Genomic DNA, 13,739 nt, shown 5'->3' with positions numbered 1-13,739 from the left:
TAAAATTAAAAAAACCACTTTGCTAATGCAAAATGGTTTTTTTATTAGTTATTCAATTCCCGAACCCGGTTCAATCGAATCTGGCAAAATAGTAACCGTGACAATATCATTCTTTTCAGCAGATAGAATCATCCCCTGACTTAACTCACCAGCCATTTTTCGTGGTTTCATGTTGGCCACAATCACCACCATTTTACCTAGCAAAACTTCTGGTTCTGGATACCATTGACGAATACCAGAAAGAATTTGACGATTATTACCGGAACCATCATCCAAAGTAAATTTAATTAGCTTCTTAGACTTAGGCAGCAATTCAGCCGCTGTGATTTTAGCAGCAACTAATTGAATTTTATCAAAATCACCATATTCGATTGGCGCCTTTGTATCGGCTGCTAATTCTTGAGTTTCTTGCTTCTTGGCTGCTTCTTTGACAGCCCGTCCTTTCCCCTTAGTATCCTTAGAAACCAAGCCCGAAATAAACTTAACTTCGGCCTCCATATCCAAACGAGGGAAAATTGGCTCACCCTTAGCGACAACTTTACCGCCAGCAGGAAGTTGGTCAAAGGCCAAACCTTCCAATTTAATACCTTCTTCAGGATAGTCCAAGCCTAATTGAGCAAAAATCTGTTTAGGCGCTTGGGTCATAACTGGTTGAATTAATACGGCAATTACCCGCAGAGCACCCGCTAAATGCGCCATGACATCGGTTAACTCAGTAATCTTAGTATTAGCGTTATCATGCTGAGCTTCCTTGGCCAAAACCCATGGTTGCGTTTCATCAATATACTTGTTCGCCCGACGAACAATCGCCCAAACATCCTCAATGGCATCGGCGGTCCGAATGTCTTTAAAATGCTTTTGGTAATCAGCAATACTTTGGCCAATAGTATTAACTAGTTCTTGATCAAAAGGTGTCTTACCAATATCTAAGGCTGGCACAACGCCGTCAACATACTTGTTAATCATCGCCACCGTTCGGTTTAACAAATTACCCAAATCATTGGCTAAATCATAGTTAATTCTTGAAACAAAGTCTTCCGGTGTAAAGACTCCGTCATTACCAAATGGCATCGATCGGAGTAAATAGTAACGAACAGCATCCAAACCGTAACGTTCTTCTAAGACTTCTGGGTAAATAACATTTCCCTTAGACTTAGACATCTTACCGTCTTTCATTACTAACCAACCATGACCTATAATCTCTTTAGGAAGTTCCAAACCTAAAGCATGAAGCATAATTGGCCAATAAATCGTGTGGAAACGGACAATTTCTTTTCCAACCAATTGAACATTAGCTGGCCAGAACTTTTGGAAAAGTTCATCTCGATCACTACCATATCCCAAAGCTGTAATATAGTTAGCCAAAGCATCAATCCAAACATAAATAACATGCTTTTCGTCACCCGGAACAGGCACGCCCCAGTTAAAGGAAGTCCGCGTAACTGCCAAGTCCTCTAAACCAGGTTCGATGAAATTGTGAATCATTTCATTCATCCGTGATTCTGGTTGAATAAAGTCTGGATGACTATGATAATAATCAACTAACCAGTCAGCATATTTACTCATTTTAAAGAAGTAAGTTTCTTCTTGAACTCGTTCCACTTCATGGCCTGAAGGGGCAATGCCACCAGTTACCTGCCCTTCGTCATTACGGAATACTTCGGCTAACTGTGACTCAGTAAAGTATTCTTCATCAGAAACTGAGTACCAGCCTTCATATTTACCCTTGTAAATATCACCCTTCTCTAACAAGGTCTCAAAGATTTTTTGAACTGCTTTTTCATGATCTGCTTCGGTTGTTCGGATAAAACGATCATAAGAAATATCCATCAATTGCCACAAATCTTTAATTTGCTTCGCCATCCCGTCCAAATAGGCCATCTCGGTTGTACCGGCAGCCTCTGCTTTTTGTTGAATTTTCAAACCGTGTTCGTCAGTTCCGGTGAGGAAAAAAACATCATCCCCCAACAAACGATGGTAACGGGCAGCTGCATCGGCCAACACTGTCGTGTAAGTATTACCCAATTGTAACTTACCGGATGGATAGTAAATTGGAGTAGTAATATAAAAAGTATTTTTCGCTGACATATGAGTCTCTCTTTCTAGCCCTAATGGCGGACCAATTAGCTTTATTATATCAAATTTTAATAGACCAGGAAGGCTGATAAACCGCTTTAAAGATTGTAATTGCAAAGTAAATCAATAACTAGGCCAATCTGATAAATAATATAAAACAAACAGATAAAGTCCTTTAAAATAATCAATATAAGAGAAAAACAAAATTAAACCAATTACAATTATAACCATCATTATAGTTGACAAAGTATGATAAGACCGCTAAACTGATGAATATGTTGGAGGATATTATGTCATTGTTTAACCCTACTAAATTAGTTTGTTTAACGCCGGGCGCTTGTTAGCACCGGTATTTTGACGTATATTTTCTACACTTCAAAATCATCGTAACTAGCAAACCGCCCTAGCTTTTATCTAGGGCGGTTTTTTATATACAGGGAGATTCAGATATGAAAAAAGTTGTTATTCTGTTAGTTGGTATACTGGTCGTGGTCGGCGGTATCATTGGCATCACACGCTATTACGGCCAAAGTAGTCAATCTGAGACAATCACCAAAGGAACTTTAACTGTAGGCCTAGAGGGAACCTATGCCCCATTTTCCTATCGTGAAGGTGGCAAATTAACTGGTTATGAAGTCGATGTTGCCCAAGCTGTCGGCGATAAACTACATCTAAAAACAAAATTTGTCCAAACTAAATGGGATTCCTTAATTGCTGGTTTAGGAAGTAATCGTTACGATGTTGTCATGAACAACGTTGGTATTACCCCTGAACGTAAGAAGACCTATCGCTTAGCAACACCTTATATTTATCCCAAAACAGTATTAATCAAGCGTAGTGATGACCAGAGCCTAACTAATCTAGAAAGCATCAAAGGTAAAAAGATGGCCCAATCAACGACTTCTAATTATGGACAAATTGCCCGCGATCATGGCGCCGAGATTGTGGCTGTTCCAGGTATTGTTGAAGCCATGAATTTAATTACTACTAACCGGGCTGAAGGTTCGCTAAACGACTTAGGTGCCTTTGCTGCTTGGCAAAAGCAAAATCCTAACGCTAATTTAACAACGGTTGATATTTCTAGTGAAGTTAAGTCGCAGCCATCCGGTCCACTTCTTAAAAAAGAAAACGTCAAACTAGAAAAAGATATTAGCAAGGCAATTGAAGAGTTGGAAAAAGATGGTACCTTAACTAAATTATCAAAAAAATATTTTGGTACTGACTTATCCCATGAATAAATAGCAAAGGAATAACGCCTACTATGTCGGAATTTTTTGAATTAGCAGTCAAATATCTACCCAGCCTATTCCAAGCAGCGCTACAATATACGATTCCCTTGACAATAATGTCTTTTAGCCTAGGACTAGTATTTGCCTTAGTGACAGCTTTAATTCGTCTCAGCCAACCACCCAAGAATGAATGGGCAGCAGCCTTTTTAAAAATATTAAAGGGGGTTGCAGCCTTCTATGTCTGGACCTTTCGTTCCACGCCCCTCATTGTGCAATTATTCATTGTATTTTACGGGCTACCCAATGCTCATATTAGTTTTTTTGCCAATGCTTGGATATCGGCAATTACTGTTTTCTCGCTCAATACCGGTGCCTATGCTTCTGAAACCATTCGAGCAGCAATTTTATCAGTGCCGTACGTTCAAAAAGAAGCCGGTCTTTCGTTAGGCATGTCTAACTGGGAAGTTTATCTTTATGTCGTTTTGCCACAAGCAGCTCGGATTTCAATCCCACCACTAAGTAATTCCTTAATTTCTTTACTAAAAGACACTTCCTTAGCCAGCGTCATTACCATCGTGGAAATGTTTTATCTCAGTCAGCAAATTGCGGCCCAAAATTATCGTATTTTATCTATGTATATTCTAGTCGCTATAGTTTATGCCTTTTTAACTTCTATACTATCAATCGGACAGCACTATTTAGAAGCTTATACATCGAGGTTTGCTCAATGATTACAGTCAATAATTTAACAAAAAAATATCCGAATCAAGTTGCGCTAAACGATATTACAACAACCTTTCCAGCCCATCAGACTACCGCTATCTTAGGACCCTCTGGTTCCGGAAAATCTACGCTCCTGAGGTCACTGAATTTATTGGAACTACCAACTAGTGGCGAAATGATTTTAGATGATTTACAACTAGCTTTTAACCAAGTCATCAGTAACCAAACAATTTTAAAAGTGCGCCAGCAGTTTGGCATGGTTTTTCAAGAAAAAGCACTGTTTACTCACCTAGATGTGTTGCATAATTTAACTGAAGGACTAATTCACGTTAAAAAATTAACCAAGGCCGTGGCTAATCAGCAAGCCTTAAAGCTCTTAGAACAATTTGAGATGACCGAATTAGCCAATCGCTTTCCTTATCAACTCTCTGGTGGACAACAACAGCGAATCGCAATTATTCGTGCCTTAGCCATGCAACCTAAATATTTACTCTTAGACGAACCAACCAGCGCCCTTGATCCTGAATTAGAAGCACAAGTACTGCGAATTCTACGGAGTTTGGCTGAGCAAAATACTTCCATGGTCATTGTGACTCATAATATGGCCTTTGCTCGTCAGGTTGCCGACCGCATTTTATTTATCGATCATGGTAATTTAGGCTATCAAGGTGACACAGAAAACTTCTTTACTTCTGACAACCCACGGATTCAACAATTCTTAGGGGCGATGACTTTCTAATGGCTCGTAAAAAAAATATTAAATCAAACCATCGTCGCTGGGTGGCCCTAGGCCTGCTATTAGCTTTATTAGCACTAGCTTTTTTCTGGAAGCAGCCTAATTCTCATAAGGCACCCACTGGTAATTTCAATAGCGCTCAAATCCGTTCCAACCAAGATTTATTAGCCTTAAAATGGGATGGCACCCTAGATGGTGATGTAGTCCACATCAATGATAATCAAGCCGCTTTTTCACAGAGCGAATTGGCCGAACAATTTCCTAGTGAAAATAGTCGTCTACGACCAACTGATGGCCTTGCCCTATCCCCTCTAGATAGTTTGGGACGGTCACAACAGGCTAACTTTGTCGTTAACAAAGCCACCCTTCAAAAAGTTACTAAACGGCCAGCACGGATTCCCAGCGATGTTCGACCTTCTGGTTGGTATATTAATGATCATTATAATGGGCAAAAATGGGTTGGAGGTACCCATGTTAATCCACAAGTCGAATTAGGTGGCAGTAAACAGGCCCTTTGGAACAAATCACATATCGTCGGATACCAATTCTTTGGCATGCCCACCATGGTTACTGAAAATATGACCACTGGCACACGAGTTGAAAATGCCTACCCCGGTCAATTAGTACCGGAAGATGATATCCGCAATGCGCTGAAACAACATCCGAATATTTCTATCCGTGGTCAAGTTACTCCCCTCTATCAGGGAACCGATCGGCTCGCTCGAGGTGTTCATTATATGGCTAAATCAGTCGAAGATAACGGCCAAAGTCTCAATCTTAATTACTGGATATTCAACGTTCAACCCGGCGTTACGATTAATTATCAAACGGGGGAAGTTCAACTCCAATCTTAAAAAAAACAGCATCCTTTGGAATGCTGTTTTTTATTCAATAATTAAACTACTAGAATGGCCCGGACCACCTCGGTCTGGATCAAAACAGCGAATCGCAGCATTAACGGCTTCAGGTGCCTGGCCAAAACCGATGGCAATCAAATCTGCCTGCCCTGGATAGGAATTAACATCCCCAATGGCAAATAATCCTGGTTGAGAAGTGACAAAATTTTCTCGCACCAGCACCCCATAAAGATCACGTTCTGGGGCTACATCCCACTCCCGTATCACTTGATCTTGTGAAATAAAACCGTATTGTACGATTAATTGATCCGCTAGTAAGTTCTCGGTGACGTTAGCCTCTTTAATATGGCTCAAATTCACTTGTAATTGTCCATTAGCACGGCGCTCAATACCGGTTACTTTTTTAGGCGTTAAAACTTCAACTTGGCTATTTTCTAATTGTTTAACACTTTGTTCCAAAGCCCGAAATCTTTCGCGACGATGGATTAAATATGTTTTTTTAGCATAAGGCTCAACCGCTAAAGCAAGTTCAACTGCTGAATCACCACCACCGACAATGGCAACAATTTTGTGCGCTAATACCTCCGGTTGGGACAAAAAATAGGATAAACCAACCCCTTCAAACTTGGATGCTTCTTCAATTTGAAGCCGTCGTGGTTCAAATGAACCTTTACCGGTCGCCATTATAACTGTTTTAGCTAGTAAGATAGTCGCTTTATCAGTAGTTAATGTAAACAAATCATTAGCCCGACTAGCATTAATGATAGTCGTATCAGTAAGAATATCAACTTTAAACAGACCCATTTGTTCTTTTAAATTGGTAACCAAATCACGACCCGTAACCCCTAACAACCCTGGTACATCGTAGATTTTTTTATCAGGATACAAAGCTAACGGCTGCCCACCCAACTCAGGCAAGGCCTCAATTAAGGCAACTTTTGCATCTCGTAAACTAGCATAAAAAGCAGCAAACATTCCCACCGGGCCGCCACCAATAATGACAATATCATAGACTTCAGTCATAATATCCTTCTTCCTAAAATTAAATGAACTCATGTTATTTTTTTAGCAATGCACTTGTTATAATGAAAGTAACGAAAAAATGGAGAAATAGCAATGGCAGAGAAAAAAATGATTCTTGATTTGGACACTGGTGTTGATGATGCTTTGGCTTTAGCCTATGCAATCGGCAATCCTGATGTTGATTTAATTGGTGTGATTGCCAGTTATGGTAATACCACTAACCAAATAGCTGCTCAAAACACTTTAAATTTGTTACACCTATTAGGTGCTGATGATGTACCGGTTTTCATCGGTGAAGGACATTCAAGTACGACAGACCATTTTGATGTCATGCCCATTTCACAACAAATTCACGGGAAAAATGGTATCGGAGATGTCGAATTAACCACTGCTAAAAATCAAGTTAGCAATCAAAGTGGTGTTGACTTCTTAATAGAAGCTGCCCATCAGTATCAAGACAAACTAATCATGCTACCAACCGGCCCCCTCACTAACCTAGCCAAAGCGCTCGAAATTGATCCAGCAGTTGGTCAATTAATTGGCCAAACAACCTTAATGGGTGGTGCTTTAAGTGTCCCTGGTAATGTAACCCCATTTTCAGAAGCTAATATTCATCAAGACCCTGAAGCAGCCGATGTCGTTTTCCGTCATCAAGAAAACCTAACAATGGTTGGCTTAGATGTTACCTTACGGACACTACTTACCAAAGCTCACACAGCTGAATGGCGTGAATTAGGTACAGTAGCAGGACAAAAATATGCTGATATCGTTGATTACTACATTGATGCTTACCATGATCTTGGTATCAATGAAAACGGTGCAGCCTTGCATGATCCACTAGCCGTGGCCGTCAGCATTGACCCTTCTTACATCACGGCCCTACCGTTGAACATGAAAGTTACTTACGACAACCAAACTGGTGATTACGGCCGCACCATTGGTGATACTGAACGTTTGCTAGATTCAACAACTGCCCAAGCAGCTGTCTTGGTTGACCAAAAGCGCTTCGTACCCGATTTCCAAGAGCAAATGCTAGCTGTCTTAAAGTAAATTAAAACCTCTGCATACATGTGGCAGAGGTTTTTTTATGCATAATTTTTAATTACTTAGTAGATAAAGCACCAACATCAGCTAACTTATCCTCAATCATTTGTAAGACAACTTGCCGATCAGCTTCATTTTCCACAAAATTATAACGATCTCCATCAATTTGAATTTTAGGCGAACGGTTATAATTAGCAAACCACTGATCATATCTTTGATTAAGATCTTGATAATACTGATAAAGGTCAGGATCTTGCTGAACCTGTTCAAAAGGTCGTCCGCGTTTTTTAATACGAGCTAACATGGTATCCAAACTTACGCGAACATGTACCAATAAATCGGGTTGCTGAACTAAATTATCACTATTCGATTCATCTAACATGTTATCAACCAAATCTTGATAAATATCCACTTCAGTTTGAGTAGCACGTCCTAAGTCGGCATTTAATTGGAATAACAGCGCATCCTCAAAGATAGAGCGATCCGAAACGTTTAATCGGCCTGTTTGAGCTTTAACAATCTGAGCTAATCTCGTATTTAAAAAATAGATTTGTAGTAGAAAGCCATATTTTTGTGGTTCCTGATAAAACAACGGTAAGATTGGATTATCATCCACACTTTCATAAAAGGCTTGGCTACCCAAGCGTTGCGCTAACAATTCAGTTAAACTAGTTTTCCCAGCACCAATTGTTCCTGATAAAACAATCATTTAGCTACCCCCTGTATCATTTCATTTTAGTATAACAAACATAGCTAATATTTTTATGCTTGACCGGCGCCTTTTAAATCAGTTAGATATTGTTCCAAAGTTAAATGATGTTTAGTCATATACTGCGCATTGGCATACCCAACATAGCGAAAATGCCAAGATTCATAGTCAATACCGGTCTGTGATTGGGATTTTTTATCGGGTAAAAATCGTAAAACAAAGCCATAGTTAGGGGCATGCTTAATCAGCCACTGCTGTGAAGCAAATTGATCCATATTAGCCTCTAAATTGGGATACTTTGCTAAGGCATCATTTCCAGCTAAATCAACTGCCAATCCGGTTTGGTGTTCTGATGAACCTGGAGTTTGCACGACTGCTTCAGTCGCCGCTTTCGTCTCCTGAGGAGTAAGACCATTACGCTCGTTTTGAGCGGTTACGTTCGCAAAAACATTACGCTGATCGGCAATCGAACGATACCCAGATACCAAGGTAGTTGGATATCCCGCAGCTAAAGCCGCTTTTCGAAAATCTGCCAAAGGTTTAACAATACGCGTATCGACCTGCTTATCATCAACGGTAGTCTTGGTAAAGTTTAGTTCTTGGTTTTGAGGATGTTGCTTATTGACTAAAACTAACTGCCAATCACTAACTCTAGTATTTTTAGGTAAGCCAGTAGTTACAGTTGTCTGAGACTCAGTCGCTTTTCCCTTGGTCAAACGAGACTGGCTAGACAACCAATAACTGCTAGCCGCCAACAGAACTAATACACAGCCTAAACTAATCCATAGCCATCTTAAATTATTTTTAGGTTTTTTAAGCATGAATTACCACTCTCCTTGGAAATAAAAAAAGCGGACCAAAGTCCACTTTCATTATGGTCAGCCAGGGGCTCGAACCCTGGACCCACGGATTAAGAGTCCGTTGCTCTACCAACTGAGCTAGCTGACCGCTGTGCTATTTCACAACAGAATATATTCTACCATAGCAATCAGCTAGCTTCAAGAATTTAACACCAAAATATCTATTTTTCTTTTATTTAGTTAGCGAACGATTTTCCAACTTCGAAATTAGGGTAATCACCAACGGCAAGATGACAAAGCCAAAGACCACCATCCCAATCGCATACCAGTTCACACCAATGACTTGACCATTTTCTACAATTCCAAATTGTAATTTCCAGTTATAGTTAATTAATAAAAAGACTACCAGTAGGGTTGATAAAATTGGTGCACATACATCAGTCACAAAGTTTTTAGGAGCCGGTAAAACTGCCAACCGGCTTTTATTATAATAAAAGAAAATAACAGCCAGAGGTACCATAATAAATCCCAAAAACCGAACTAGTGCACTTAGGGTTATCAAATTAGTCATATTGTAATTAAAGGCTAGTGGGATAAGTACAGCCAATAAAATTGAAGTCGCAAAAGAACGCAACGGAAAATTATTTTTAGTTCGACGAGTTAATTTACTAGAAACCTGACCTTGTTTAGCCATCGCTTCTAAAATTCTCGGAGCATGAAAACTAGAAGCAACATTGATGCCAAACATAGAAACCAAAGCACCGACCAAAATCACGTCCCGTAAAATAACATTATTAAAAATGGCCGTAACTGCGACCACTTGGTTCGTCGTCATAATTACTTTGGGATTAACTAGCAAAGTCACTGCTACAACGCCAATATAAATAACTGCAATAATTAAAATGGCTAATGGAATCGCTCGTGGAAGATTTTTAGCTGGATTTTGCATATCTTCTGAACCTGAAGCTACTGCTTCGAAACCAGTAAACGCATAAAATGCTGACACAACTGCCATGGTAAAAGTAGCTGTTGTTAGTGTTGGCACAATCACTTTACCATTTTGTGTAACATGATTAACCTGGGATAAATTACCAGTTATTCCAGTTGTCAACAGTAAGAGAAGGCCAGCTACAATAATTAAAATCAGTACGGCCACCTTAACTATGGTCGACAAATTCATGACATATTTAACAACCCTTTGTCCCAAACCATTAATCAAACTAATAATACCCATTAAAATTAAGGTACCGACGATAACCTGGGTATTCTCATTTGGATTCATCCCAAAGATGGCTAAAGTTGATTTAATCACCCCAACAGCCATTACACCCCAGGCTGTTGTGGCCGAAAAATATCGTAAAATACCAATATAAAAACCGACCCTATCACCAAAAGCAGCTTTGGCATAGGCATAGGCTGCGCCGGATTGCGTTACATATTTAGCGGCTGAAGCAAATGAAATCGCTATAATGGAAGCCACAAGCGCGGCCAACAAATAAACAATCAAGGCCCGACTACCGACTTGGCGTACTACGCTACCCGGTGTCAGAAAAATACCAGAACCAATAATTGAATTAATCGCTAGAAAAACGACAGACCAAAAGCCCAATTTATCCTGTACACTTATTTTCTGCTTCATATCTACTCCTTTTTAGCCTTTTCAATCACATACCGGAAAAGGTTATTCATAAAGGCCGTATCTGGGTTACTATGCATCATCTCCGGATGCCACTGAACGCCAATCACAGTGCCTGACGCATTTTCAAACCCTTCACAAATACCATCAGTGGCATATGCGCACGATTTTAATCCGGTACCAATTTCTTTAAGAATTTGATGGTGGAAAGTATTGACATCAAAAGTAGTTTTCCCCAGAATTGCGGCCAGCTTACTATCTTTATCCACACGCATCCCATGGGTCGGCTGACTAGCAACAATATCTTGCACGTGTTCTTGGGTTTCCTGTTCACGATAAGATTGATCTTGAAAACAACTTCCACCATGAACTACGTTAATTAACTGGGCCCCGCGACAAATGCCCAGTACAGGAATACCACGTTTTTCAGCTAATTTTAACAATAGTCCATCAAAATGATCTCGTTTAGGCCAAATATCTCCCAAAGCTGGTTTCGGTTTTTCATTATATAATGTTGGATCAACGTCATGGCCACCAGATAAGATCAACCCCTGAACATGAGCTAATTGGGCTTCAATCACATCATCATTGTCACTAACCGGAATGATGAAGGGTACGCCACCATTTTTAATGACAGCCCCAACATAATTTTCATTTACATAACTACGATTTGACCCGTAAAAAGCCTTATCGTGGTCAATAATTACTGAACCAGAAATACCAATAATTGGTTTATCCATCTAAATCTCCTAATAACATTTTAACGTAAAAAACACCCTATAACCCTAAAGTTACAAGGCGCTATTAACGAAATAACGGGTAAAATCAAAGTTAAACGATAATTATAACCCGTCACTATAATTAACTCAAAACCTATCTAAATTTTTGACAATTGCCACTAGCTTAGGCAGTCTCTAGCAATTCTTTACATAGATAGAAACAACCTAAAATGCCAGCATTATCACCGTTTTCAACTGGAACAATATATTCGTCCAACGGTGGCACAGCCAAGTAATCACTCATTTGATCGGCAAAACTTTGACGAATCAATGGGAACAAACTTTCTCGATGAGGGACCCCCCCACCAAAAATAATTTTTTCTGGTCGCAAAATCATGGTGTAATCCAAAGCTGCTTGTGCTAGATAAAAGGCTTCGATTTCCCAAGCCAAATCGCCATCAGTAATATCTTTAGCACTTTTGTTCCAACGTTCTTCAATTGCTGGACCGGCAGCCAAACCTTCCAAACAGTTAGCACCGTGGAAAGGACAATGTCCTTGGTAGGAATCTTGCGGATGTTTTTGTAGGAAAATATGTCCAGCCTCTGGGTGCCCAAGGCCACTGAGCAAATGCCCATTAGTCACGATTCCAGCACCAATTCCAGTTCCAACAGTTAGATAAACCATATTTTGGACATCACGGGCAGCCCCGGTCTTAAATTCAGCCCAGCCGGCACCGTTAACGTCAGTCGTCCAAAAGTATGGGATATCACGCCAAGCTTTCATCCGACCCAAGAAATCATAGCCCGACCAGCCCCGCTTTGGTGTATCTAATACACGACCGTAGGTTTTTGATCCTTCAACAATGTCAATGGGACCAAAGGCAGCAATCCCAATGGCATCAATACTGTCATATTGATCAAAAAAGGCAATTACTTGATCTAAAGTCTTCTCACCGTCTAAAGTAGGAAAAGCTTCCCGCTTAATAATATTAAAATCATGATCAGAAACTGCAACGACAAATTTAGTTCCACCTGCTTCAATTGCTCCTAGTAGTCCCATCAACTGTCTCCTTTGAATTTTTATACAGACTAACTATAACACAAATTAGGTACTATACGGCGTTAGCCCTCTTATATGCTCATTGTAACCGCTCCCAAAAAATAATGCAAAGCGGTTACACAAAAATTTAATTTTCACTTTATTTTGACTTTATGAATATTTAACTTAAACCCCTTATTATAAGAATCATCAACAACGCGAGTTAGTCTCAAGCAACAAGCCAAGTTGAAATTATCCTTTGATTAAACGGAGGTTCCCCATATAAGCGGAATAACTAGTGCTTCCCACTAGGACCACGAAACCCCAAGCCCAGGGACTAAAAAATTATCGTTTCTCCCAACGATGACATTCATATTCTTTTCCCTCTCCCAAATATTCTCAAATTATTTCCCCGATTACCACGCTAGGTAATCGGGGTTTCGTGTTTTAAAGGAACTAAATAAAAACGCCTTACTCCTAAAAAGAGGAGAAGGCGTTCCAGATAATATGAGCAAACATTGGATATTGAACCTTTTTAGTATAAAAACGAATTAGCATTAATAGGGCGGCTAAGGTACCGTAGGTCAACCAATCAGCTAGGCGACTCGGTCCATGAACTAAGGTAAAGAGTAGGGTCGGCAGAATAAACTGAATTATTTTACCCCAACCGGCCAGCCCCCATACCAGCCAACCTCGAAAGAGTAATTCTTCAAATAAAGGTGCCAAAAAGATTAGCGTAAATTTAAAAAATAGTTGGTTAATGGGGCCAACATGTGTATTAATATAATTAATTTCGGCTTGATTATCACTAACAGGGCTTGGATAAAGCTGGCTAATCACAATAATGGACAAATACATCAAGACAAAAACCATTAGCGTAAAGAACAATTTATATCCTTCTGGACGCTCCCAGACACTACCATTAGTTGCTTGTAAAAAATAAGCTGTTCCTGCAATTATTAGCATGACAATCGCCGAACCAATGGCCATTGATCCGGGGAAAAAGCCTCTGAATAAGAGTGGTAACAAGTTAATATAGCCAATTTGAAAAGCAATAAAAATCAACACTATTAAACTGGGTATATGTAGATCATTTAATTTCTTCATCATTTGTTTAGATTAACATAGGAAGCCAAGAAGACACAATA

13 protein-coding genes and 1 tRNA gene are annotated in these 13,739 nt (G+C 39.7%); 5 read left to right on the top strand and 9 right to left on the bottom strand.

The genetic code is table 11. The annotated features are described in order from the left end of the window. Positions 1 to 48: 48 nt before the first annotated feature. Positions 49 to 2,088, bottom strand: coding sequence for a methionine--tRNA ligase (gene metG, locus M4974_RS01950; protein WP_248705835.1), 2,040 nt, complete (start codon positions 2,086 to 2,088; stop codon positions 49 to 51). 437 nt (positions 2,089 to 2,525) lie between these two features. Between metG and M4974_RS01945 the strand changes: the two genes are divergently transcribed. From M4974_RS01945 to M4974_RS01930, 4 genes are read left to right on the top strand one after another with little or no spacing between them, the layout of a single operon-like run. Beyond that, the gene (locus M4974_RS01945; RefSeq protein WP_248705834.1) at positions 2,526 to 3,314 is read left to right on the top strand and encodes a transporter substrate-binding domain-containing protein; all 789 of its coding nucleotides are present in this window, start codon (positions 2,526 to 2,528) and stop codon (positions 3,312 to 3,314) included. A 23-nt stretch (positions 3,315 to 3,337) separates the two neighbouring features. Further along, positions 3,338 to 4,036, top strand: coding sequence for an amino acid ABC transporter permease (locus M4974_RS01940; protein WP_248705833.1), 699 nt, complete (start codon positions 3,338 to 3,340; stop codon positions 4,034 to 4,036). Next, positions 4,033 to 4,767: an amino acid ABC transporter ATP-binding protein gene (locus M4974_RS01935; protein WP_248705832.1), complete on the top strand. Its 735-nt coding sequence runs from the start codon at positions 4,033 to 4,035 to the stop codon at positions 4,765 to 4,767. Before M4974_RS01940 ends, M4974_RS01935 begins: the two co-directional genes overlap by 4 nt. After that, the gene (locus M4974_RS01930) at positions 4,767 to 5,618 is read left to right on the top strand and encodes a DNA/RNA non-specific endonuclease (protein ID WP_248705831.1); all 852 of its coding nucleotides are present in this window, start codon (positions 4,767 to 4,769) and stop codon (positions 5,616 to 5,618) included. Before M4974_RS01935 ends, M4974_RS01930 begins: the two co-directional genes overlap by 1 nt. Before the next feature lie 30 nt (positions 5,619 to 5,648). On the opposite strand, the gene M4974_RS01925 is transcribed toward M4974_RS01930, so the two are convergent. After that, positions 5,649 to 6,644: an NAD(P)/FAD-dependent oxidoreductase gene (locus M4974_RS01925; protein ID WP_248705830.1), complete on the bottom strand. Its 996-nt coding sequence runs from the start codon at positions 6,642 to 6,644 to the stop codon at positions 5,649 to 5,651. Positions 6,645 to 6,737: 93 nt separating this feature from the next. On the opposite strand from M4974_RS01925, the gene M4974_RS01920 reads away from it, so the two are divergent. Beyond that, on the top strand, positions 6,738 to 7,694 hold the full coding sequence (locus M4974_RS01920; protein WP_248705829.1) for a nucleoside hydrolase: 957 nt from the start codon (positions 6,738 to 6,740) through the stop codon (positions 7,692 to 7,694). A gap of 52 nt (positions 7,695 to 7,746) precedes the next feature. Here the strand turns inward: M4974_RS01920 and M4974_RS01915 are convergent, their stop codons facing one another. The 7 genes from M4974_RS01915 to M4974_RS01885 form a co-directional block, all read right to left on the bottom strand. Next, entirely contained in the window at positions 7,747 to 8,397 is a 651-nt protein-coding gene (locus M4974_RS01915; protein ID WP_248705828.1) for a deoxynucleoside kinase, read from the bottom strand. A gap of 53 nt (positions 8,398 to 8,450) precedes the next feature. Beyond that, complete coding sequence (locus M4974_RS01910) at positions 8,451 to 9,218, bottom strand: M15 family metallopeptidase (protein ID WP_248705827.1); 768 nt, start codon at positions 9,216 to 9,218, stop codon at positions 8,451 to 8,453. Positions 9,219 to 9,272: 54 nt separating this feature from the next. Then, positions 9,273 to 9,345 (bottom strand) — tRNA-Lys (locus tag M4974_RS01905). Between the two features lie 84 nt (positions 9,346 to 9,429). Next, positions 9,430 to 10,836, bottom strand: coding sequence for an APC family permease (locus M4974_RS01900; protein ID WP_248705826.1), 1,407 nt, complete (start codon positions 10,834 to 10,836; stop codon positions 9,430 to 9,432). Positions 10,837 to 10,838: 2 nt separating this feature from the next. Further along, positions 10,839 to 11,573, bottom strand: a complete 735-nt coding sequence (locus tag M4974_RS01895; protein WP_248705825.1) for a gamma-glutamyl-gamma-aminobutyrate hydrolase family protein — start codon at positions 11,571 to 11,573, stop codon at positions 10,839 to 10,841. Between the two features lie 163 nt (positions 11,574 to 11,736). Continuing rightward, positions 11,737 to 12,612, bottom strand: coding sequence for an ROK family protein (locus M4974_RS01890; protein ID WP_248705824.1), 876 nt, complete (start codon positions 12,610 to 12,612; stop codon positions 11,737 to 11,739). A gap of 456 nt (positions 12,613 to 13,068) precedes the next feature. Continuing rightward, on the bottom strand, positions 13,069 to 13,701 hold the full coding sequence (locus M4974_RS01885; RefSeq protein WP_248705823.1) for a CPBP family intramembrane glutamic endopeptidase: 633 nt from the start codon (positions 13,699 to 13,701) through the stop codon (positions 13,069 to 13,071). Between the last annotated feature and the right edge of the window lie 38 nt (positions 13,702 to 13,739).

Source organism: Convivina praedatoris, from assembly GCF_933208495.1.
Classification (GTDB): domain Bacteria; phylum Bacillota; class Bacilli; order Lactobacillales; family Lactobacillaceae; genus Convivina; species Convivina praedatoris.
This window is presented reverse-complemented; position numbering and strand designations above follow the sequence as displayed.